This window comes from Nocardia sp. SYP-A9097, from assembly GCF_009649815.1.
Taxonomy (GTDB): Bacteria; Actinomycetota; Actinomycetes; order Mycobacteriales; family Mycobacteriaceae; genus Nocardia.
Genome location: NZ_WJIC01000035.1, coordinates 36,305 through 60,647 on the forward strand (window position 1 = coordinate 36,305; position 24,343 = coordinate 60,647).

Consider the following 24,343-nt stretch of genomic DNA (forward strand, 5'->3'; position numbering starts at 1 on the left):
GCCGGGTATGACGCACTTGCCGCAAGCCCCATCGCTGGATTCGGCTGGACATCTAGCCCCGGTTCCGTGCCGGTTCGGTAGCGGTGATGAGCACCTGACCCCAGAAGTCCATGTTGCCGGACTCTTTCGAGTTGAGGAGCCGCCGCAGGATCCGGTCCCGCAACCGCGGCGCGTAAAGCACCGCCAGGAACTCGACTGTCGCAGTCGTATCCAGGTCCCCGTGCTCTGCGAAGTCTGCCCACTTCTCGAGGACGGTGTCTGCGGCGTCAGCGGAGTCCGAATTTTCCAGGGCCGTCTGGAAATACTCGATCAAGCGGCTCTCCCCGGCCGATTCACCGGTCGTCAGGCCGAGTTCATGGTGCAGGAACTGGACGCCTTCCGGTCGGCTGGCCAAGGCGAGAAGGCAATTGATCCCAGCCAGTTCGGAGTTGGCGTTCGAGATCCACGCGTCGATGGCCAGGAGTACTTTCCGCGGATGAAGGGCCGCCAGGGCATTGATGGTTTGGACGAGTGTGGGGTTGTCCGGTTGCGACCGCTGCGCGGCGTGACGGAGTCGTACCAGGGCCTGGTCAGGCATTTCCGCGCCGAACAGCCCGCCGCAGATTTCCGTGACGAGCTCGACGGTGTCGGCAGTGGGGGAGCCCTTCACCCACGTGTTGAGACGCTCGCGCATATGTGTTCCGAACCGCGGATCGAGTGCGCCTCGGGTGAATACGCGAACGGCGAGATTGCGGCGGCCGGCCACCAGCTTGTCGCGAAGGCACCGCATCAGGTAGTCGTCACGGCGGTCGACAACGATCTCGAAGATGGCGTCCACCACCAGCTCGGCGTCCGCGAGCGGGAGGCTGGCCGCTTGCTCGACGATCCAACCTGTGAGCAGACCGGTCTGGTCCGTGAACTGCTCCCACAGATGGCGGCGAACGGCGGCGGCGAATCCGTGTTTGCCTGGCAGTAACCTGACCTTGTCGATCTGGACTTCGAGCTTGGCCTCCGTAAGTCGGCGCGAGGTCGGAGCATCCGCCAGAATTGTTGCGGGACTGCGATTTTCGCCGAGCAATTTGCGCAACGCCTCGGCCATGCGAAGAATCGATTGCTGGTTGCCGCCATCGCAGAACGCCCCGGACCACCACAGCGCTCGCGCGGCGAGGCCGTCCGGAATGTCGTTGTCGATATCGCTGCGCCAGTCCATGTACTCGGAGACGATCGTCGCGGGGTCAGCCTGCGGATTCCGCATGATGATCCCTACAAGCCGACACATATCGGCGGCGTTCGGGTTTGATCCCCAGACCTGGCCGTATGACTGGTGCGCGACAAGGTCTTTCGGATCGGCGATGCCACGTGCGGACAGTTCGGCCGTCACGAGCTGCCACGGGTCCGGAGGTCCCAGCTCGACAGTCTGGCTTTCCACCCCGGCGGCCCAGGCCCCGGACCACGCCGGTTTCGTCGTGGTGACCACCAGATAGATGCGCTTGGTGCGCACGTAATCGAGGAGCTTCTTCGCGAACTCCTCGGTGGCCTGTTCCGCGGTGGGCTCGGTCATATCCAGCAGGTAGGCCTCTTCGGGCCGCAGCACGGTAGGCATCAGTTTCGTTTGCGGCCGTGCCCATTCGGGTTCCAGCGTGGAGACTTTGCCGATGCCACACTGCTTCTCGAGGAGGTGCAAGGCGGCGGTGCGCCGCCCGGTGCCGGAGTCGGCCACCAGCACGAGCAACCTGTCATTCTTAAGGATGCTCGCGGCGAGCTGCCAATCGCCGGACGGTACTACGAATCTTTCCGCAGCGGATGCGGCGAAGTCGTGAGCAGGCACGATCGTCGGAGCTACGAATCCCTCGCCGAAGTAGTTGTGGTGGAAGTTCTGGTCGCGCTGCGCGACGAACAGCGGGCTTTCTCCGTGGTTTTCGATGCTCAGGTGGGTCATATTCACCGCTCCTCTTGTAATGTGCGCTATTTGGATTGCTCGTTGAACGACATGCCGCCGTGGAAGTTCTGATCGCCGCCGGCGACGAAAGACGGCGCTGAGCCGTAGTTGTTGACCGTGATGCCCGGCGGAGGGCGCGGCTCTTCGCCTGGCTCCGCGAGCCGGATTCCGAATCGGTCGTGGAGAGTCACCCGAAGATGCCCGGCGTCGACCACTCCACCGCGCGGACCGAACTCCCCGGCGAGTCCGCGCAGATGTTGTAGAAGGTCGGCTGGCGTAGTGCCCGAACCGGATGCGACCGGTGTCAATCCGTCTAGTTCGGCGCGCCAGTCGCGGCCCAAGTCGACTTGCCAAATATGCAGAGCGCTCAGGATTCGGTGGGCCGCCTCGTCGATCGCGCCCTCCTGCCGGATGCCGGTCGCACGCGAAACAGCCTCGGTCACATGGTCATACCGATTCCGGAGCTCCGCTTTGGTGACCAGCGGGCGCAACAGCTCGACATATGTCTCATGCTGGACGTGCGCTCGAGCCATGTCGGTCAGGGTTGTCAAGTCCGTCAAGCCCTTCACCGGTCCCGGCGCCGCCAACGCCAATTTCATTGAGCCATTGGCGATTTCATCTGTGTGATCGAGGCACACCGCGTGGGCGGCCTGCATGACTTCGATGAAGTCCGGATCGCTTGCCGTCGGACGAATCCCCAGTTTGACCTGAATCTGGACGCTCGCCGCCGTTCCCGCAGGGTCGGCGAACGCGACGATATCGTCGAACCGGAAGCCGGAATTGCGCTGCTGCAGACCGATCCGGGCTACCGGTAGTTCGCTCCCGACCGGCAGGTGCGCGCCGCGCAGCATTCGACTGAGCAGCAGCGTGGCCACGTCGTACTCGAACTCGTGCCCCGCTCCGCCCGAGGCAAGCGGGGATACCAATCGATCTGTCATGACTTGCCCACATGCCGCGCCCGGCGACTTCCTCGGTGCTGCTGAAGGTTCTCGCTCATCTATGCCTCCCGTGTTCGAGTCGCGGATTGTTTTCGCGCTGCGATTCCCAGTCGCGACCGATGTACACAGACCGTAACATGACTGAAAACATTAACACCAGCGATCTTGGTGTTTGATTTTTTCGAACCGGCCGGTAAGGATGGCGGTTGTATCCGAGAGGAGGGACATGTCGAATCTTGTTCCACCGGTGACCGCCACCGAGATCTCGCGTCTAGCCGGAGTCACCCGCGCTACCGTCAGCAACTGGCGGCGTCGGCACGCTGACTTCCCTCAGCCGATCGGCGGCACCGAGGCCCGCCCGGTGTTCGATCTGAACGAAGTGCAGAGCTGGCTGGCCGGACACGGGCGAGACGCCATTGAATCGCCGATCACCGAACTGCGGACCTGGGTACGTTCTTCTCTGAGTGCGGGAGAGATGGCCCAGATGATGGCCTCGCTGAGGCCGACCGATAGTGGCTGGACGGTGTCCGCAAGCGATGAACACTCCAGCTCCAGGCTTCTGCCGATGATGGACGCGGTTACCGAGGCGGATGGCAGCCGGGCAGCTGTCGATGCCCTCGCCGAATATGCTCTGGGTTCGGATTCCTCGGGTGGTGTTTACCTCACCCCTGCCCCGGTCGCGCATTTGATGGCCGCTCTCGCGAATCCTGTTGCGTCGCAAAGATTCGAGAGTGTCCTCGACCCCGCATGCGGAAGCGGGTCACTGCTCACTGCCGCGGCGCGCGCCGGGGCTGGTCAGCTGTACGGCCAGGACGTGCTGGCTATTCAGGCGCAGCGCGCCGCCTTGAATGTGGAAGCCGAGACCGGGCGCATACCGACTGTGCACGTAGGCGACAGTCTGCACGCGGATGCTTTCCCCGGTCTGGAAGTCGATGCTGTGCTGTGCAATCCCCCCAGCGCACAACGCGATTGGGGTTCGGAATCCCTCAATATGGCCGACTCGCGCTGGGACTATGGCCTCCCGCCGCGCGGTGAATCCGAACTGGCTTGGGTGCAGCACGCGATCGCGCATCTGCGGCCGGGCGCGACGGGCGCGCTCCTGTTGCCCCCTGCGGTGGCGGCTCGCGGTTCCGGGCGGCGCATTCGTGGTGAGCTACTGCGGCAGGGTGCATTGCGCGCGGTGATCGGGTTGCCTGCCGGCGCGGCGCAGCCATGGCAAGTGGCGCTACAGATCTGGGTCGTGCGCAAACCCGAACCGAGGACCCCGATGCTCGATAGTGTGCTGTTCGTCGACACCGCGGAACTGCCTCGGGCCATGGGATCCGGCGAAGGTATCGACTGGCCCTCCGTCGCGGATACCGTAATCACCTCGTGGCGAGCCTTCGAGGCGGGTTCCTTCGATGCCGCGACCGTACCGGGGGTGGCGACCGCGGTGCGAGTGGTGGAGGTGCTCGATGACACTGTCGATCTCACCCCCGCCCGCTTTGTTCGGTCCTCCTTGGATCCGGGCGCGGTCGCGAATCAGGTGGATATCGCTGCCGGCCGTCTCGCCGCGGCGGTGTCCGAATTGGCGACAGCTTCTTCGTCTCTGCGCGAATGGGCGGCGCCCACCGGCCGATCCTGGCGCACCGCCACCATCGCTGATCTGGCGAGCAATGGTGTCCTGCAATGGTTCCGGGCCTGCGCGTCGAGCTCGGAAGCATCCACGACCGCCGATGCTCGCCGCGTTCTCACCGCACCCGACGTAGCCACCGGTGTACCCGCCTCGGGGACCTATGCGAACTCCGCCCCCGCCGAGGAGATCGCGATCGAACCCGGCGACGTCCTGATCCCGGCCGTCCGCAGCAGCCGCACCGGCGGCCGCAGCGCCCGCGTTGCGGATCCCGGTGATGTAGGCGCGATCCGCGGCCCCCACCTACACCTGCTCCGCCCGACCCCCGGCCGCTCGGTCGGCTGGTTCCTGGCCGGTTTCGCCGGCGGCTCGGACAATTCGTCGATGACCCGGACCGCCACCATCCGTTTCGACCCGGGTCGCCTGCGAATACCGTTGCTGCCCTTGGCCGAACAACAACGCTACGGCGAATCCTTCCGTCGGCTCTACCTACTCCGCGCCGCCGCCCGCCGCGCTGACGATGAGGCCGCGCGAGCCGCGGATCTGATGACCACCGGCCTCACCGCCGGCGCGCTGGCACCACCTGAAGCCCCTGACACAGGGGACCCGGCCCTCTGTGGCGGTACCGAGTAATCGTTGGTGAGTGCGTCCAACTCACCGCGTGAACTGCATACACTGTGCTCGAGAATTGGAATCTCGTCCGGTGTGAAGGGCAGGGTGATGACGAGCCAGGATGCGACCCTCACGGCAGCGGACATCGCGAGGATGACCGGATACGGCCGCGCTGCCGTGAGCAACTGGCGGCGGCGGTACTCGGACTTCCCCCGGCCGGTGGGTGGCACCTCGGCGAGTCCGCTGTTCTCGCTGGCCGAAGTCGAGCAGTGGCTTGTCCGCGCGGGTAAGCGGGTCGAGGTTTCCGAAGAAGATCTCTGGTGGCAGCAGCTCCGATCCGCGACCGACGATTTGGGACTGGCGCGGGCCGTCGCTGAGGTCGGTCGCAAGGTCAACGAATCGGTGACCGGAGGTACCTCGCCGGATTTGCCTTCGGGCTTGATCGAGGGACTGGGCGCTGCGGAGGCGTATGAGTTCATTGTCGCGCGATATCTCGAAGCCCATTCCAGGCGCGTCGCGGTGACCCCGGCCGCTACCGCGAGATTGATGGTCGATATCGCCGAAGTCGATGATGCGGCGGTCTTCGATCCCGCCTGCGGAGTCGGAACCTTGTTGAAAGCCGCGGGTGCGGCGGGCGCGGCGTTGCTGGCCGGTCAGGAACGCGATGCCGACGCTGCGCTCATCACCGCATCGCGTCTGGCGCTGGCCGGGGGGAACGCGGAAATCCGGAGCGGGGATTCCTTGCGGGACAACTCGTTCGGGGGTTCGGCATTCGATGCCGCGTTGTGCGACCTGCCTTTCGGTGATCGGGATTGGGGATTCCCGGAGCTGTCCAGTGACCTGCGGTGGGTGTACGGTCTGCCGCCACGTGGGGAGCCAGAGCTGGCCTGGGTGCAACATCTGCTGTGGCATCTCAAGCCGGGTGGCAGAGCGGTTGTCTTGCTTCCGGCCGTGGTGTCCGACCGAACTTCGGGAAGGCGGGTCCGGGCGAGTCTGCTTCGTGCCGGTGCATTGCGGGCGGTCTTCGCTTTACCGGGCAGTTCGGCTGCCGGCTCGACGGCAGTGCCGCATCTGTGGGTCCTGCGGCAGCCCGTCCAGGGCGACCCGCTGCCTCCTCGCGTGCTTTTTGCCGATATCACTGCCGGTCCGGTCGGTCGAGTGCTCGATGTGTGGCGGAGTTTTCTCACGAAGCCTGATTCGGAACCGCTGGCGGGGTACGCGGTTCCGCTCATGGAACTTCTGGACGATCGAGTGGACCTGAATCCGACTCGTTTCGAAAAGGTTGTGGGACAGGGTGATCGGAACGTTGCGGTCATCCGTGCCGAGCTCGTCGATCTGCTCGCTGAGTCGGCGCGGGTGGTGGAGATGCTGTCGGAGGTGGTGTCCTCGCCGAATACGACACTGATGACCACGGTGGGTGAGCTGCTGCGCATCGGCGCGGTTTCCCTCTTGCGCGCACCCGCGCGGATGGACACCACGATCGGCGACCTGCCCGTGCTCGGCGTCGAGGATCTTGTTGCGGGACGGTCGCCGTCCGGCTTGACGACGGATACTCCCGGTGTGGTTCTGCTCGAACCGGGGGATGTCGTGGTCGCCGAGGGGCGCAATCGGTACGATCCGCTCGTCGTCACCGAAGGCGGAGCGGCTCTGGGGCCGCGGCTGTATGCGCTTCGTCCGGAGTCGGATCGGATCGATTCGAATTTCCTTGCCTGCTCGCTGCATGCCGTCATGCTGGGACGTTCGGAGTCGGCCTCGGCCAGCGCTCGCTCGGATGTCCGCCGCGTGCCTGTCGCCCAGCTGTCGCTGCGAGATCAACGCGAGTATGGGGCGGCGTACCGGAAGGTCCGGGCGGCATCGCTGGCCCTGCGTCGGGTCGCGGAGTCGGGTGACGCCCTTGTCGCCCGGCTGGTTGATGGTCTGGCCGACGGAACATTGCGACCAGATTCGGGTCAATTGTCGTGAATTGAATACACATTGAATCGCCGAGTGGACTTCGGTTCCGTTGGCTACAGTGACTAACGCGTGCGCTGATCTAACTGAGGAGAGTCGTGGCTAGTGCCGTTGAGGCCGGGGTGGAGCAGGGCAAACTCGTACAGGTTCGTGGCGAGCGCTGGGTGGTCAGCGACGTCGATGCGCAGGGCACGAGTACCCTCGTCACCCTCCAGAGCGTGGAAGGTGATCGCTTCGACGAGACCCTCCAGGTGATCTGGGAGATCGAACACGACCCGATGGTTCTGCCCAGTGGATCCTTGCCCGAGATCCGAGCCGGGGGGTTCGACCAGCCGGTCACACTGCAAGCGTTTCTCGACGCCATCCGCTGGTCCGCGGTGACCTCAGCGGATGTGAAGACCTTGCAAGCGCCCTTTCGTTCCGGCGTCGCCATCGAGGACTACCAGTTGGAACCGGTGGCCCGTGCGCTGGACGCACCGCGTGTGAACCTGCTGCTGGCCGATGACGTCGGTCTCGGCAAGACGATCGAGGCCGGACTCGTTGCCCAGGAGCTGCTGCTGCGGCAGCGTGCCAAACGAATCATGATCGTGTGCCCGGCCGGCCTCACCACGAAATGGAAAGCCGAGATGGACGAAAAGTTCGGTCTCGACTTCACCATCATCGACTCCGACAAATGTGCCGAAGTTCGCCGCACTCATGGCAGCGCCGCCAACCCGTTCGAGGTGTTCGGGCAGTCCATCATCAGCCTGCCCTGGCTGCGCGGCGCCAAGGCGCAGCGACTGCTCGACGAGGTATTGCCAGGGGATGGGCCCACCTACCCCCGCACCTTCGACCTCTTGATCCTGGATGAGGCGCATCACGTCGCACCCGCCGCGCCTAAGCAGGTCTACGCCGTCGATTCCCAGCAGACCAAGCTGATTCGCCGTTTGGCACCGCACTTCACCCATCGCCTGTTCCTGTCCGCCACCCCGCACAACGGGTACGCGGCCAGTTTCACCGCGCTGCTGGAGATCCTGGACGATCAGCGCTTTGCCCGCGGGGCCGTAGCCGATCGCAAGGTCGTGAACGATGTGGTCGTGCGCCGACTCAAGCGGCAGTTCCCGCAGTTTCCGCGGCGCGAAACCAAGGAGCTGTTCATCACCTATCCGGACTCCGAACGCGAAGTCCACGCTCTGCTCGATAAATTCGCCGCCGCCCGCAGGGTGCGGTTGAAGCAGACCAAAGGGCGCAAGGCTGCTGACTTGGTGACACTGCTGCTGAAGAAGCGCCTGTTCTCCAGCCCGTACGCTTTCGCCCGCACCATTGCCACCTACTCGGATACGTTGCGCAGCAAAGGCACTCGGGTGCTCGATCCGGAGGACTCATGGCTCGACGAGTTCATGGGTGACGCCGCCACACTCGATGACAAGGCGTTGGACGAGGCGGAGACCGACGCGCTGTCGCGGACCGTGGGCCTCATCGATACCGATGAGGACGAGCTCGCTCTGCTGACTCGGATGAAGCACTGGGCAGACGGTCATATCGCGCAACCGGATACTAAGGCGCACAAGCTTATTGAGGAGCTCAAGGCCTACTGCAAGCCCGATGCGCACTGGTTGAACAACCGGATCATCGTCTTCACCGAATACCGCGACACCAAGAACTGGCTGCGCGATCTGCTGGCGGACGAGGGGCTGGGCGCGCCGTATGTCGCCGAACTTGACGGCTCGATGGACAATGCCAAACGCGAGGAGCTGCGCCTGGCGTTCCAGAAATCGCCGAGGGATCACAAGGTGCGGATTCTGCTGGCCACCGACGCTGCTAGCGAGGGCATCGACCTTCAGAACCACTGCCACCGGCTGATCAACTACGACATACCCTTCAACCCGAACAAGTTGGAGCAGCGGATCGGCCGTATCGACCGTTACGGGCAGACCGAACCTCCACTGATTCAGCATTTCGTCGGCACCGGATTCGACCGCGCGGTCGACCCCTACGAGGCAGATCTTGAGTTCCTGTCGCGCGTGGCCTGGAAGGTCTCCCGGATGGAGGAGGATCTCGGCTCGGTGAACGCGGTGCTGGCGGAGGCCATCCAGAAACGTCTCACCGGGGGTGGCGATTTCGATATCGAGCATGTCGCCCCCACCGCTGGGGGCGGCGAATTGCCACCCGAACAGAACGTCGACGAACAGCTCCGAAAACTGCGCCGGAACCTGGACGAGACGATCGAGGAACTCCGCATCACCCCGGGCGCGGTCAAACGCGTCGTCGACACCGCTCTGGATCTGGCACGGCAGTTACCGCTGACCGAGGCCAACGACCCCGACGAAATCTATGATGTGCCAGACCTGACCGGCACCTGGCAGCGTGCCACCGCGAAACTGTTCGAGAAGCTGCCGGCACCGGGTAAAGCGCCTCGTCGACTTCGGGTCTCCTTCGACCAGGCGGTCGCCAAGCGGCGTGATGACGTCGTACTCGCTCACCTTGGGCATCCGCTGGTGGCCATGTCGACGCACCTGCTGCGCACTGCGGTCTCCAACAGTGAGATCAACCTGCATCGGGTCGCGGCCGTGGTGCATGACGATCCGAAGCTCGAAGGTGTTCTGGTAGCGGCGTTCTCGCGGTTCGTCCTGGTCGGTGGCGACGGTGTGCGGCTACACGAGGAAGTGCTGCACTCCGGCGGCTGGCTGCCGCAGGCCGGGCGCTTCCGGCGTTGGGAGAACGTGCAGGACTTCGGGGCAGTGCTCGACCGCGCGTTCACCGGCGGCTCCGCGGCCACACCCCGGGTGCAACAGCTGATCCTGGACCGATGGAATTCCACCAATGCCGCCGACGGCCTCGAGGGCGCGATCAATTGGCGCACCCGCGATAAGCAACAACAGTTGCTGCGCAAGCTGGCTCAACGCCAGGAAGCCGAGGAGAAACGAATCGTCGCCAACCTCACCCAATTCGACGCCTCCCTGCGCAGGCAACTCGACGACGGGGAAGACGCCCTGTTCAGCCGGGCCGAATTGGAACGCGACCGCGAGGAACTCAAACAATACGAGCGCGATCGGGACAACTGGAAATTACGCCTGGAACAGTTGCCCGCCGAACGCGATCGAGAACTCGAGCAGATCGCGGCCCGCTACCGCGATCCGCAGGTGCACGTCTTCCCCGTAGCGGTCATCTTCGTCGTGCCATCCCGTGAGGTGCAGTGACCATGGCTCCCCGTCCTCCCCACCGCCCCGCGTCGCGCGAGTTCGACCATCGCGAGTGGCTGGCGCTCATCGACTACTCCGGACCGTTCCTCTCGGTTCCGGTGCTGAAGCAGCATTTCAGGGCCGGACTCGACGCACTGGAAAAGCCACAGCGGCAACAACTTCGGCAAGCCCACACGGCGATGCCCGGCCCCGACTGGATCGACTACGTCCTGCGCGATCTCCTCGAATGGGATGACGCTCTCGTCACCGACGGTTTGGACGATCTCGCCGTCGCCTATCCCGCACACGAGACCACCCTCACCCCCGATTTCGTGCTTCGCGACCCCGACAGCGGCGAATTGCGGCTGCTCGGCATGGTGTCGGAAGGACCGCCGACGCAACGGGTCAAAGGCTCCGAGTGGTCGGCCACACCGGCCGACCGATTGCTGAAGCTATTGCGCCACCACAAGATCGAGCTCGGCCTGTGCACGGACGGCCGCTGGTGGGCGCTGGTCCGATGCCCACTGGAAGGCGGTGCGACCACCCTCGCCGTATTCGACTCCGTCAACTGGCACGAGAAAGCCGAACGCGATGTCGTCAAGGCGTTCTTGTCGATCCTGCGCCGCTCCCGGTTCTTCTCCGTCCCCACCGAAGAAACCCTGCCTGCGCTGCTCGCCGCCAGCAAGGACAACCAGGAAGAGCTGACCGACCAGCTGGGCGTAAACGTGCGCCGAGCCGTCGAACTGCTGGTGCTCGCCATCGACCGCGCCAACGCCCGCCAGCTCGAACAAGGTCGCCCCGGCTTCCTGTACGGCGACGGCACCCGAGTGAGCGCCGAACAGGTATACAGCGGTGCGGTCGCGGTCATGATGCGCATCGTGTTCCTGCTCTTCGCAGAAGAACGCGGCCTGTTGCCCGCCCACCGCGAGCTCTACCGCCGCTCCTATAGCATCGGCCCACTGCTTTCGGAACTTGAGGGTCGCATCAAGGGCGGCAGCGAAAACGAGCTGGAGCACACACGCGGCGCGTGGAATCGCTTGCTGGCCACCTTTAATGCCGTCTACTCCGGCATCGACCACCCCGAACTGTCCATGCCCGCCCACGACGGTTCCATCTTCGACCCGCAACGATTCCCCTGGCTGCCCGGTGGCATCGACGACCGGACTGTCCTGCACATGCTGCGCGCGGTGCAAGAGGTCACCATCGGGCGGGGCAAGAGCCGGGAACTGCGGCGGCTGTCGTTCAACCAGCTCGACGTGGAACAGATCGGCTACGTGTACGAAGGCCTTCTGGCCTTCGAGGGCCGTTACGCCGAGGACACCGTGCTGGGATTGGCTGGCAAAGAAGACGGCTACGAGGTAGACATCGCGCTGAGCGACCTCCTCGTAATGCATCGCTCCTGCTCTGGCACAGACGAATTGGCAGCGAAGCTGGCCGACTACTACAAGGCGGCCATGCCATCGGGCAAGGGCACCAAGGCATTTGCCGCCGGGCCACTGGTGCGCAAACTGGCCGCGATGCCCGCGCAGGAACTGGCTCGGGCGCGCACCAAGTTGCTCGCCGTCACCGGCAACGATCATGACTTGGTCGAAAAGATCCTGCCCTACTTCGGTTTGCTCCGGGAGAATCTGCGGGAGCAGCCCTGCGTGTACCTGCCCGACGCCCTCTACGTGACGGGGTCGGCGCTGCGCAGCAGCACCGGCACTCATTACACGCCAAAATTCTTGGCCGAACAGGTCGTAGAAGGTGCACTGCAGCCACTTCTCTACTCTCACGGCCCATTGCAGACATCCGACGAAAGTCAGTGGGTGCGGATCTCCGCCAAGGAGATCCTCGCCCTCAAGGTCGCCGACATCGCAATGGGTTCGGCGGCGTTCCTGGTCGCGGCCTGCCGCTATCTCGCCAAGCATCTGGTCGAAGCATGGTCCCGCGAGGGCGATCCCCGAGCGGTGGCCTATCTGGCGAAGCCGAAGGAGAACGCCGTCGCTGACGATGCGGATCAGGTCGTCATCGACGCCCGCCGACTGATCATCGAGCACTGCCTCTACGGCGTTGACATCAACCCGATGGCGGTGGAGCTGGCGAAACTTTCCCTGTGGCTGGTGTCCATGGACTCGCATCGGCCATTCACCTTCCTCGATGACCGCCTAGTCGCCGGGGATTCGTTGCTCGGTATCATCTCGGTTGACCAGATCGAGGTGATGCATCTAGACCCAGTCGCTGGTCGCCGATTGCATGCCGATGACCAAGGCCTGTTTAATCTGACCGCAGGCATGCGTGAATTGGTCGATGATCTGGCTCGTGATCGCCGAGCCCTCGCCGACCTGGACGGCTCGACCCTCGAAAGCCTCGCCGAGAAGCGTCGCGTCCTCACTCGGACCGCCCGCAAGGCGGGTCGCCTTGATGCTGTCGCAGATCTCTTGGTCGCCGCATCGCTGGCCGCAATGCGCGACGAGTCGCTGGACTATGCCTCGGGACAAGCGATTCAGGCCGTATCAGAATTTCTCGGTGATGGCGCTGTCTTGGATGGACGGTTTACGCCCACACAGGATTTGGGCCGACAGGAAGCCGCTCGCGTACAGGCTGAGGAATGGCTCCGAACCGATCTGCCATCTGGCGCGTTTCGGCGTAACCCGCTGCACTGGCCATTGGAGTTTCCGGAGGTCTTCGATCGTGATCGCGCAGGCGGCGGCTTCGATGCCGTCATCGGCAATCCGCCATTCTTGGGCGGTCTGAAGATTACGGGAGCTCTAGGGAAAGCATATCGAGAATTCGTAATAGAATTTGTCGGCGGGGGTTTACGAGGCAGTGCTGATTTAGTTGCGTATTTCCTACTCAGGGCGCATCAACTTCTTAACTCGGGTGGACAAACCGGCATCATTGCAACGAATACGCTCGCGCAGGGCGATACCCGTGAAGTGGGATTGGAAAGCTTGGTAAATGCCGGGGTGGAAATACGCCAATCTGTAAAGAGTAATCCCTGGCCATCGAAGTCAGCGGCCGTGGAGTACTGTGCCGTGTGGACTAGCGCTTTCAAACTCTCAAGCGGTGTCTTGCTGATTGCAGACGGAATCCCCGCAACTCGGATTGCGCCCACGCTGGATCCGGTTTCTAGGGTTTCGGGTCGTCCGAACAAGCTGTTTGCGAGCCGTGGAATTGCGTTTATTGGATCGTATGTGCTTGGCATGGGATTTGTTCTTGATCCCGATGAAGCAAAAGCTCTGATCGAACAGGACGCCCGGTATGCCGACGTGTTGTTTCCCTATATCAATGGTCAGGATATTAACAGCCGCGCACGCGGCGGCTACCGTCGGTGGATTGTGAACTTTCATGGTTGGTCGGAAGATCGTGCCCGAGAGTATCCAATCTGCTACTCGTGGATCCGTGAGCGAGTAAAGCCAGAAAGGGATCTTTCGAGCATTCGTCAACGAAGGGAAAAGTGGTGGCAGTATGCCTCACGTGCATCAACCTTGGTTGACGAAATTTCGCAGCTTAAGGTGGTAGTTGGTATCGCTCTTACGAGCAATACCTTAATGCCGGTAATGCTATCAACTGAGGCAGTTCTTGATCAGACTATTGTAGTTTTCGCGACGGATGACACAGCCATGCTGTCTTTCCTGAGCAGCGCGCCGCATTACTGGTGGGTCGTCTCGCGGGCGCCTACGATGAAGTCGGATTTGCGCTACGCGCCATCAGATGTGTTTGAGACGCTACCAATGCCTCCATTGGATGAGGAGCTGCGCAATTTGGGTATTCGGCTAGACCTGGAGCGAAGTGATGTATTGCTCGCGCGAAACTCAGGCCTGACGAAGACTTACAATTTGGTGCACGACCCGGCCTGTCACGATGCTGATATCGTGAAACTTCGAGGAATCCATCGGGAAATCGACGTAGCGGTCTGCCGCGCATACGGCTGGGACGATTTGATCGACGTACTCGACCACGGCCATCACGATCTGGGTCGCGAGATCCGTTACACCGTCGCCCCAATCGTGCAGCGCGAGTTCGTGGATCGCCTGCTCGAACTCAACCACGCCCGCTACGCCGAAGAGATCGCGGCGGGCGTCCACTATAAGAAGCAGAGCAAGAAGGTCGGTGCGCGCAAGAAGGCGGTCGCCGCCGAGCAAGGCGATCTCTTCTGATTGTCCTGTCGCCACAGCGATTCAGTGGGGCGGCGACGACCCCGAACCGGGATTCTGCGGCGGGCAATCGCCGCCCGTGACCAGGCATACCTCGAGGGAGCACTCAAGCGGTTCGAACATGCGCTTGAGTGCGAATTCAAGCTTGGCCGCACGGAATTCGGGGTCGATGCGCCATGCGAGCAGGAGAGTGGCTGCTGCGGATTGAGCGTGTCCGCCCAGTACCCAGGTGTCCTCGATGTCCTTGAGGACGACGACATGCCGGCCGACTACCGACCGCGGATCGGATAGGCCGAAATGATCCGGATGGGTGAAGCGCCGCTCGCTGTCCGGGACCTGGGACGCGGTCAGCTCGACCCGGTCCCAGCCTTTCGGGAGCACCCCCCGCCAAAACAGTCAACGGATGCCGATGGGAGCGGCCGCTCAAGGATGGAACCGTTGTCAACCGAGTGACCGGCAGCGCGGCGACGGAGTCGAGGCAGTTGGAATGAAGAATGGTGAAACCCAGAACGAGCACCAAAAGTCGTTGGTAGGAAAGGTTTTCCATCCGAGTGCCGATTGTCGGGTCCTTATACCGGTCCATATCGCTATCCGCCTGCCCGCCTACGCGGGCATATGTCAGTGGAACGACGCGCCGGGCGACGCGGATACCCGGCAGCGCGGTATCTTGGTTTGCACCGAAAGCAGCGCCGGTAGCCGGCTACGGGGCCGGTACAGATCTCGCAGGTGACGTTCTTCTCCCGGAGCGGATTCCATATGACCGCACCCAGCATCGACCGGCTGAGCTCATGTTGTTCTGGCGGAATCTGTCGCACAGCGCGTTATCCGATGGCCGACAGCAGGTCCTCGAGCAATCGGGGCCGCTCGAGGAGGCCGTCGATGACGGACAGAGCGTCGTCGGCGCTCGAGGCTACGTGGACGTCGGGTTTGGTGGCCATTACCCGGCCCCAGTCGGTGCCGTCGACGACGGACCGCATGAGTACCACCGGCCGACCGTGTTCGACCGCTTTGCGGGCTTGGATACGGGTACCGCTGCGTTCGGTGGCCTCGACAATGACGGTGGCCAGACTGTAGCCGGACATTGTGCCGTTGCGCTGTGGGAAGGTCGTCTTGTCGTGGGGCTGGTCCGGCCAGAATTGGGAGAACACTGCCCCGTGTGCGGCGACTTCTCGGTGCAGCTCCCGGTTTTGCGGCGGGTAATGCTTGCGGATTCCGGTGCCGATGAAGGCGACGGTGCGGCCACCGGCCCGTATAGCGGTTTCGTGAGCGGCGGTGTCGACTCCGCTGGCCATGCTTGAGACGACGGTGAGGCTGCGCTCGACCAGACCGGTCGCCAGTGCCGCGGTGACTTCGAGTCCCGCTGGACTCACGTTCCGGGATCCGATGATCGCCGTCCCGAGGTCGTCGGTGCGGAGCGTTCCGCGTGCGAAAAGCAGTGCGGGGTGGTCGAATACGTCTCGTAGCCGATTTGGGTAGCGTTCGTCGTGCAAGGGGAGGACTTGGATGCCCTCGCGTTCCCATTCCGCGACTTCTCGCTCGGCGTTCCGGAGGGCTTCCTCGACTGGGTCGGAGATCAGGTCGGGTGGTCCGAGTCGATCTTGCAGTACGGACAGCGCAGACTGTCCCTGCATTGTCGCCAGGACCAGGTCACGGCCCGCTTTTTCGATGCCGCCGTGCCGCAGCAGCGCGACGATTGCCGCAGTTTCCCCTCCGTCCCGTCTCTCGATGCTCACAGCGTAGCCTCTGACCTGGGCGACTCGTACTTTGAAACGGCGAATGGATCTCTGTCCGCCTATCTGTATATCCAGTTCACATGCTTAATCCTGTGAACTGTCGGTGGGTGGGGTTAATCTGGTTCGCATAGGTTCGGGGGCAAGTAATTTGCGTGTGCGACAAGGAGATTCGATGACGCCACCGGTAAACGACGATCAGGCTGAGCTGTTCGACACCGGTCAGCCGAAACAGCAGGTTTTCGACCTGTCGGGTGGGGGAGGGGAAGCCGTCCATCCTTTGGATGTTCCCCAGCAGTTCGAGCCGGGTGGCTCCTACGAGGTCCGGGACGAACTGCAGAAACTGGTCATCGATGACCTGCTGGGGCCGTGGGACGGTCCGACCGAGGAGCGACGCCGGGGACCGCGGGAGCGATATGTCGTGGGTTTGCTGGGACCCAAGCATCGTATCGACTCGGTGGGGCAGCGGTCCGACGAGGCGCCCAGCGACGAGACGGGCGTAACCGGCGATCCGTTCGAGCAGGGGCTTCCAGAGATCGTCTCCGCGCAGGCGCTGGGCCGGATCTGGGCGTCGTCGATGGGGTTGTCGTTCTGTGTTCCCGCCGATGTCGATGCCGTCCTTGTCAATGCCCAATGGGGTTGCTACCACCCGGCGGAACAGGTGGACGACAAGGGGCGGACTTCGACGGTATGGGTAAGGGAGCCAATCGAATACGAACTCGAGATTCGGCTCGACGCCGAACCTACCTACGCGATGCCCTTGACCGCCAAGCATCCCGACGATCCGGGCATTCATCTGACGGTGGCGGTCCGGTCTCGCGATGGCCGCCGGGTCGTGGAGCTCGTATTGGTGAACGGCCAGGCCGAGCCGGCTGGCCTCAAGGACACCGCGTGGATCTTCCAGTCACAGTTGACGGTGACCGCGCTCGATGGAATCCGGGCAGTCTTCCTTCCGATCGATGATCCCGAAGACGAGCTCAAGGCGATCGAGGGCGATCTGGAGGAATTGCACCTGCGACTGCTTTACCGGCATGAGCGCCGCTACGCGGCCGGCCGGAATATCGCGGTGCACGCCGATATTCGAGAGGACGAGCGTGTCGCGCATCGGCTGACCACCATGTGGACGCCGGTCTACAACGTGCCCGCGACCGTCGCGCCGTCCGGACCCGGCACCGCTATGGCCGATGTCGAACTGTCGATGGACAAGCTTGCCGAGGCGGAACCGCAGGCGCTGGCAAAGGGGCTGCTGCCGCTCATCGCCGGCTACGCGGCCTGGCTGAATCTGCGCGAAAAGGAGATCGACGGCCTGCCGGAGGCGTTGAAAGCCGTCGGCCGCAATGCGATCAACGACGCCCGCACCGCCTGCCGCCGGATCGCCGACGGCGTGCAACTGCTCACTGACCCCACTCAGCCGCGGCACGCCCACGCGCTCGCCGCCTTCCGTTTCGCCAATGAGGCGATGGCGTCCCAGCGCCGCAACACCGCACTGGCCCCACTGCGGGAGAAGGGGTTTGGTTACCCCGAAGCCAAGGCACAGATCGACGCGAAGGGTGCGGCAGCCGCCAGTTGGCGGCCATTTCAGCTCGCCTTCGTCCTGCTGAATCTGCCCTCGCTCACCGATCCGGGCCATCCGGAGCGGGCGGCCGATCACACCGCCCTGGTGGATCTGCTGTTCTTCCCCACCGGTGGTGGTAAGACCGAGGCCTATCTGGGTCTGACCGCGTACACCTTCGCGATTCGTCGCCTGCAAGGTGTGCTTGGTACGGGCGTGGACGTCCGCGACGGGCTCGCCGGTGTCGCGGTGCTCATGCGATACACCTTGCGCTTGTTGACCGCCCAGCAGTTCCAGCGCGCGGCCGCGCTGGTCTGCGCCGCCGAGGTGATTCGTCGCCGCGACTCCGCGACCTGGGGTGCGGAGCCGTTCCGGATCGGCCTCTGGGTCGGGGAGAGCGTCGCACCCAACTGGTTCGAGGGCGCGAAGGAACAGGTCATCGAGGCCCGAGATTCCGCGAATGGGCGGCGCGCCAACGTATTGCAGACACTGAGTTGTCCGTGGTGTGGCAGCCAACTCGTCGCGCAGCGGGATCTGCATGTCGATGAGGATCGCCGGCGGATCCTGCTCTACTGCCCGCAGGCCGAAGGTGCTGCCGCATGCCCGTTCTCGCGAAAGAACTCGCCGGTCGAAGGACTGCCGATCATCACCATCGACGAGGAGATCTATCGCCTGGCTCCCAGCCTGGTGATCGCAACTGTCGACAAGCTCGCTCAGCTGCCGTGGAAAGGCCAGGCGGGCATGTTGTTCGGGCGCGTCGCCTCCCGCTGTCCACGGCATGGGTATCGCCATGAGGATATGGACACGCGCACCGCGTGCGCCAGCAGGCATCGCAAGACGCACACGCTGCCGAGTGTCACGGCGGCGCCGGTGGTGCGGCTGCGGCCGCCGGACCTGATCATTCAGGACGAATTGCATTTGATCTCAGGCGCTCTCGGCACCACGATCGGTCTGTTCGAATCGGCCGTCGCGGAGCTGACGACCTGGCGTTTCGGAGACGCACTCACCGCACCGAAGGTCGTCGCGTCGACGGCTACCACCAAACGAGCCAGAGAACAGGTGCGCGGTGTGTTCGCGCGTGAGCTCGCAGTATTCCCGCCTCAGGTGCTCAATGTCGCCGACACATTCTTCTCCGAGCAAATGACCGTCACCAAGGATGATCCCGGCCGCCGTTACCTGGGACTGTGCGCACACGGTGTCCGAATGAAATCGGCCGAGATCCGGCTCGCTGAAATCCTTTTGATCGCGGGCCAGACGCTCTTCGACCGCTTCGGCGCGCCCGCCGACCCGTATATGACGACGGTCGGGTATTTCAATGCCACCCGTGAGTTGGCGGGAATGCGGCGTTATCTGGACGACGATGTGACCACCAGAGTGCGCCGGGGCAGTCGGCACACCGGCATGTCGGACCGGTTGCACACCAAGTCGTCGATGCTGTCCATTCAGGAACTCACCTCCCGCATCTCCTCCGGCGATATCAGCGATGTGTTGAAACGACTCGAGTACGAGTTCCATCCCGACCTCGACACCTCCTCGCGCCGCCGTGACGCACCCGCCGAATACGCCCGATTCTTCAAAGACCAGCGGGCGGCCAAGTCGAACGAGAAGGTTGAACCCGCCCACGAGATCGCGCAGCGCTTCGGACAGCGTGAGCGGGACGGCCTACGGCCAGTGGACGCGGTGCTGGCCACGTCGATGCTGCAAGTGGGCGTGGACGTCCCCCGGTTCGGATTGATGGTGATGACCGGTCAACCGAAGAACACCGCCGAGTACATCCAGGCGTCCTCCCGGGTCGGCCGTGACGCCGCGCGGCCCGGATTGGTTGTGACCCTGTACAACTGGTCCCGCCCGCGCGATCTGGCCCATTACGAGGACTTCGAGCATTACCACGCCACCTTCTACCGTCAGGTCGAAGCTCTGTCGGTGACCCCGTACACCCGCCGCTCCATCGATCGGGGCGCTGCCGGCATGTTCGTGGCCGCCATTCGCAATGCGGTGGAAGCACATTCGCGCAACCCCGACGCCTTCGACGTCGATCTCGGCGGGCAGGGAGTGCAGCAGATCGTAGGTCGCATGCTCGCCCGCGCCGAGGCGGTGGACGGCCAGCGCGGCCGCTCTTACCTCGAGGAGCAGCTCAAGGTGATCAACGACCGCTGGGCCGGATCCGAGGGCCAAACCCACCCGTCGGTGCGGCTCGGCTACACCGACGGAACCTGGAACAGGCAGCAGTTGCGGGGACTGATCGAACCCGCGGGCAGCGGCGTCTGGGGAACCATGACGGTTGGAATGTCCATGCGGGAGACCGAGAACGAGATCAATCTGCTGTTCCCGCGCAAGGAAGCTCTGTTCGCGCCGTTGTACGGCGAACCCGACTGGTACTTCGCGTCACGGTCGGATGAGGAAGACGCCGAGGAGACCAACTGATGGCCGACAACTTCGAATACTTCAGGCGGGTCGGCAGTGTCCGTCCGAGTCACCTGATGTTCACCACCGGGGTGGGTGCTCTGGTGGATCTGCCGAACTTCGCGGTATTGGTGAAAGGTCTGGACGACTGGGATCTGCGCAAGACGCCGCAGATGCCGATTGTGGAGCCGCGCGTCCTGGACGCGGTACAGCGGATCCTGGGCAAGGGTGTCAAGGACTTACAGCCCGCGCCGTGGCTCGAAGGCATGGACAGCGATCCCAAGGGGCCCGCGTCTACGGTCGGCGTGCCGGTCACACCGTTTCCCGGATGGTTCCGGTGCACCTATTGCAATCTGCTCGCCCCGTTGAGCGGGCACGCTTTCGAGTTCCAGAATATCAATGCGCGCCGACCGCACGAGGCGCGCTTCGTGCACGCGAAGTGTGCCAAGAAGGGCACGGCGCGGCCGCTCGCGGTCACCGCGCGATTCGTATTGTCTTGCACCAATGGGCATTTGGATGAATTTCCGTACCGGGAGTTCGTGCATCAGGGTGCGTCTTGTCCGCAGGTCGCGTACCCCAGGCTCCAGATGGAGGACCGCGGCGGCAACCTCGGAGCGGACGTGAAGATCACCTGTTTGAACTGTTCGGCCGAGCGCAATATTCGTGATGCGATGGGAGCCCGCGGTCAGGAGAATCTGCCGCCGTGTCGTGCCCGCCATCCGCACCTGGCCATTTTCGAACCACGCGGCTGCGTCAAAGAGCCCAAGGTCATTGTTGTCGGCGCGTCCAATCAGTGGTTCGCCGAGACCCTTTCGGGGCTGGCCGTTCCGCCACTGGCGGGCAGCGTGCTCGATGCGTTGGTCGAAAAGCATTGGGCCGCACTGGAACCACTGCAACCGGCGATGTATCCCTATGGTCGGAGCCAAGTCCCCGCCTTCAAGGAACTCCTCGACTGGACCGATGAGCAGATCGCGCAGGCGGTTGAGCGGCACCGGGCTGAACTCGTGGGTGCGGTCGCCGAAGAGTCGGACGACTCCGGTGTTGATCTGAAGGAGGCGGAATGGCAGGTGTTCTCCGGAGAGCAACTGCCCGACCCGAATTCAGACTTTGCCCTGTATCGGGATGTGGATGGCGTACCGAAGCCGCTGTCCGGAATCTACGACGATGTGATTCAAGCCGAGCGTTTGCGGGAAGTGCGGGCGCTCATTGGATTCACGCGCCTGGACGCGCCTGACCCTGAGGATCGGAAACTGGTTCCGATGGCTCCGATGTCCCGCGGTAAATCTGATTGGATTCCCGCCAGCGAGGTGCGCGGCGAGGGGTTGTTCTTCAAGCTGCCCGAGGATCTGCTGCGCGATTGGGAGCAACGGGTTCAAGGTTCGGAAGCCATGGCGAGGCATCAGGAAGCGTATGGCTTCTATCGGAGGGATCGGTACTCGGACCGGATCGTCGGGCCGTTCGATCCCATGGCCAATTGGCCGGGTATGCGTTTCTATGCGCTGCACACCCTGTCCCACTTGCTGATTCGTACGATCGCACTCGAATGCGGCTACGGCTCCGCATCGTTGTCGGAAAGAATCTACTCCGCTGACTCCGACGACGGCCCGCGCAGCGGAATCCTCATCTACACCGCTGTCCCCGACTCGGAAGGTACCCTTGGCGGGCTGGTGTCCCTGGCCGAACCGGACCAACTCGTGCGTTTGACGCGCCGGGCGTTGCAGGATGCCCGGAACTGTTCTTCCGATCCGCTGTGCGCGGAGCGGCTGCCGATCAAGGACTCCGACATCCTGCACGGAGCCGCCTGTCACATTTGCCTTTTCGTCTCCGAGACCACCTGCGAAAGGGGCAATAAGTTCCTCGACCGGCGGTTCGTTGTGCCACTTGGCGACCATCCGGAACTAGCCTTGTTCCCGGATCTGCCGTGAAACTGGAGGAGGCCGCAGGGCGGCTCGGACCGTCTCGGCTTCGTAAGCTCGCCGAATTGCTCGCCGGTGGCGCGGAACCTGTGGCGATGATCGATGCCGCTGCCGGATTCGTGAACGAGGCTCGGACGATTCTGGACGCGACGGCCGATCATGCACCGAGGGAGGCCGCCGCGTACTTACGAGGCTTCGCGGCTGGTCTGGATCATCCCGAGCTGCGGGTGGAGTCGGTGTGGAGCGGGCCGTCGGTCCACGGTGTCCCGGTACGGTCCACCGCGCAGGTTCTCATCGAGCTGATCGAGCGGGTGGGAAAAGAATTGCTGCTGACGACATATTCGGCCAAACAGCATGAGCACCTACGTGATTCGCTCGCTCGGGCGGTTCGCCGCAAAGTACGGACCGTCGTCGTCGTGGAAACGCTGCAAGGGGCCGCGGGTGCGATCGGCGGTGACGAACCCGCCCTCGCCTTTGCGGGCACCGGTGTCGAGCTGTGGCATTGGCCATCCGGCTCGCGGGAGAAAGGGGCCAAGATGCATGCGAAACTCGCGGTAGCCGACCGACGGGAGCTGCTCGTGTCGAGCGCCAACCTGACGCAGTCCGGTGTCGGGCACAACATTGAGGCAGGGTTGCTGATTCAGGGTGGAACCGCGCCGCAGCGTGCCGCGGAACATCTCATGGCTCTCAAATCGACAGGAGTGCTGGAACGATTGTTGTGACATCCGCCCCGGTGCGATGAGATAGATCCTGTGCGCGGATTGGTGATCGGGGAGCGATACCGGCTGGACGAGCCGTTGGGCTGCGGTGGCATGGGTGAGGTGTACCGGGGCACCGACACCGTGCTGGATCGGCAGGTCGCGATCAAGCTCATTCATCAGAAGCACATCGGAGACGATGAGGTGGTTCGGCGTTTCCTGCGGGAGGGCAAACTGACCGCACGGCTTGATCATCCAGGTGTTCCGGCTGTTTACGGGCAGGGTCTGATCTCCGAAGCCGCTCACCCGCTGCACGGTCAGCTCTACATGGCCATGCAGTATGTCGACGGTTGGAACGTGGACGATTTGGTCGCCTCCTATCATCCGCTCCCTATCGGCTGGGCCGTCGCGATCGCGGCCCAGATCTGCGCCGTCCTGCACCATGCTCACCAATTCAGCGTGATTCACCGGGACCTCAAACCCGGCAATCTGATGGTCACCTCGGATGGTTTCGTCAAGGTCCTGGATTTCGGCCTGGCCACCGCTCTGGGCGACCCGTCGCAATCGAAGATCAGCATGACCGGGGTACCCGTGGGTACGTGGTTGTACATGGCTCCCGAGCAGTTCGGCGACGGCAGTGAAGTGGGCCCCGCAACCGACCTCTACGCCCTCGGGCTCGTTCTATACCGAATGATCGCGGGCGCACCGCTTTTCGATACTCGGTCCTACGCCGACACCATGAGGGGGCACGTCCTCGAGATCCCCGAATCGCTTCGGGCCTTCCGCGCCGACGTTCCGCAGGACATCGAAGAGCTGGTGCGGCAATTGCTGGCCAAAGCGCCCGACGACCGTCCCGCCGGCGCGCTGGAGGTATACCGCCGACTGCTGCCGCATGCGACGGGATTGACCGCCCTCCCCGGCGCGATCGGCTCCGAGCTCACCGCTGCTCGAATGTATGCCGGTGTCCTCGCCGACTCGTCATCTGAGGCCACTCCCGCCGCCAGATTCACCCGCGGCGATCTTGACCGGATGCGGAGGCGGGCAACGGGACTCGCGCGATCGGCGCAAGCGGGCGAGGCGATCGATCTGCTCCTGGATACTGCTTGCCAGGCCGCGATGTCCATGGGCTCTGACCATGCCGATGTACTCGAGGTTCGCCTCGACGCGGCCGATCTCATGTTCGGCAACGGCAGGTACGCCGAGGCTGCGGATGCCTTCGCCGTGTTGGTCGGCGATCTGACGAAGCGTGACGGCAAGGACGACGAACGTGTCCTGAATATCCGTCGACGCGAGGCGGATTGCCTGGTATGCGCATCGCAGCCGAACCTCGGGCTCGCCAAACTACAGGATTTGGCCGTTGACATGGATCGTGTATTCGGCGCATCGGACAACCGGACCTACGACCTGCGCCACCAAATCAGCTTGCTCTTGGACGGGTTGGGTCGCACCCCCGAGGCCATTGACGCACTCGAAGAGCTGATCGCTGATGTCAGCCACGAGCTCGGTCCCGAACACAGCCGGACCCGGCTGCTGACGAATGATCTCGAGCGGATGAATCGGAAGCTCTGAAGGAGGCCGCCGGTGCTTCTTGATTTGTGGAATCCGTGTGTCCGGTGAAAAGAGTTCCGTCAGAGCTGAACTCGACCTGCAGTGAATGAAAACCGACTGGTCGCTCCCGTATCTCACGAATAAGGATCTCGAGTAACGCCGGCCC

The 24,343-nt window shown here is 63.5% G+C and carries 12 protein-coding genes; 8 read left to right on the forward strand and 4 right to left on the reverse strand.

Going from position 1 to position 24,343, the window contains the following annotated elements; all coding sequences use genetic code 11:
- Positions 1-52 precede the first annotated feature (52 nt).
- Together GFY24_RS36365 and GFY24_RS36370 are read right to left on the reverse strand one after the other, a co-directional pair.
- Complete coding sequence (locus GFY24_RS36365; RefSeq protein ID WP_153809653.1) at positions 53-1,918, reverse strand: hypothetical protein; 1,866 nt, start codon at positions 1,916-1,918, stop codon at positions 53-55.
- A gap of 26 nt (positions 1,919-1,944) precedes the next feature.
- A complete protein-coding gene (locus tag GFY24_RS36370; protein WP_153809654.1) occupies positions 1,945-2,856 on the reverse strand; it encodes a hypothetical protein in 912 nt (303 codons plus the stop codon).
- A 226-nt stretch (positions 2,857-3,082) separates the two neighbouring features.
- On the opposite strand from GFY24_RS36370, the gene GFY24_RS36375 reads away from it, so the two are divergent.
- From GFY24_RS36375 to GFY24_RS36390, 4 genes are all read left to right on the forward strand, one after another.
- Positions 3,083-5,101: an N-6 DNA methylase gene (locus GFY24_RS36375; protein ID WP_153809655.1), complete on the forward strand. Its 2,019-nt coding sequence runs from the start codon at positions 3,083-3,085 to the stop codon at positions 5,099-5,101.
- Positions 5,102-5,188: 87 nt separating this feature from the next.
- Positions 5,189-7,042: an N-6 DNA methylase gene (locus GFY24_RS36380; protein WP_153809656.1), complete on the forward strand. Its 1,854-nt coding sequence runs from the start codon at positions 5,189-5,191 to the stop codon at positions 7,040-7,042.
- Between the two features lie 86 nt (positions 7,043-7,128).
- Complete coding sequence (gene drmD, locus GFY24_RS36385; protein ID WP_309231766.1) at positions 7,129-10,209, forward strand: DISARM system SNF2-like helicase DrmD; 3,081 nt, start codon at positions 7,129-7,131, stop codon at positions 10,207-10,209.
- 2 nt (positions 10,210-10,211) lie between these two features.
- Positions 10,212-14,333, forward strand: a complete 4,122-nt coding sequence (locus tag GFY24_RS36390; RefSeq protein ID WP_153809670.1) for an Eco57I restriction-modification methylase domain-containing protein — start codon at positions 10,212-10,214, stop codon at positions 14,331-14,333.
- Positions 14,334-14,354: 21 nt separating this feature from the next.
- Here GFY24_RS36390 and GFY24_RS36395 read toward each other — a convergent pair whose 3' ends face one another.
- Both GFY24_RS36395 and GFY24_RS36400 read right to left on the reverse strand, forming a co-directional pair.
- On the reverse strand, positions 14,355-14,711 hold the full coding sequence (locus GFY24_RS36395; protein ID WP_153809658.1) for a hypothetical protein: 357 nt from the start codon (positions 14,709-14,711) through the stop codon (positions 14,355-14,357).
- Positions 14,712-15,151: 440 nt separating this feature from the next.
- Positions 15,152-16,063 carry a DNA-processing protein DprA gene (locus GFY24_RS36400; protein ID WP_153809659.1) on the reverse strand — a complete coding sequence of 304 codons (912 nt, stop codon included), beginning with the start codon at positions 16,061-16,063 and terminating at the stop codon, positions 15,152-15,154.
- Between the two features lie 172 nt (positions 16,064-16,235).
- On the opposite strand from GFY24_RS36400, the gene drmA reads away from it, so the two are divergent.
- From drmA to GFY24_RS36420, 4 genes are read left to right on the forward strand one after another with little or no spacing between them, the layout of a single operon-like run.
- Positions 16,236-20,036, forward strand: coding sequence for a DISARM system helicase DrmA (gene drmA / locus GFY24_RS36405; protein ID WP_153809660.1), 3,801 nt, complete (start codon positions 16,236-16,238; stop codon positions 20,034-20,036).
- Positions 20,036-21,940 (forward strand): DUF1998 domain-containing protein, encoded by a 1,905-nt coding sequence (gene drmB, locus GFY24_RS36410; protein WP_153809661.1) that lies wholly within the window; start codon positions 20,036-20,038, stop codon positions 21,938-21,940. The genes drmA and drmB overlap by 1 nt, the downstream gene beginning before the upstream one ends.
- The gene (gene drmC, locus GFY24_RS36415; protein ID WP_309231767.1) at positions 21,937-22,653 is read left to right on the forward strand and encodes a DISARM system phospholipase D-like protein DrmC; all 717 of its coding nucleotides are present in this window, start codon (positions 21,937-21,939) and stop codon (positions 22,651-22,653) included. Before drmB ends, drmC begins: the two co-directional genes overlap by 4 nt.
- 30 nt (positions 22,654-22,683) lie before the next feature.
- Complete coding sequence (locus GFY24_RS36420; protein ID WP_153809662.1) at positions 22,684-24,198, forward strand: serine/threonine-protein kinase; 1,515 nt, start codon at positions 22,684-22,686, stop codon at positions 24,196-24,198.
- Positions 24,199-24,343 lie beyond the last annotated feature (145 nt).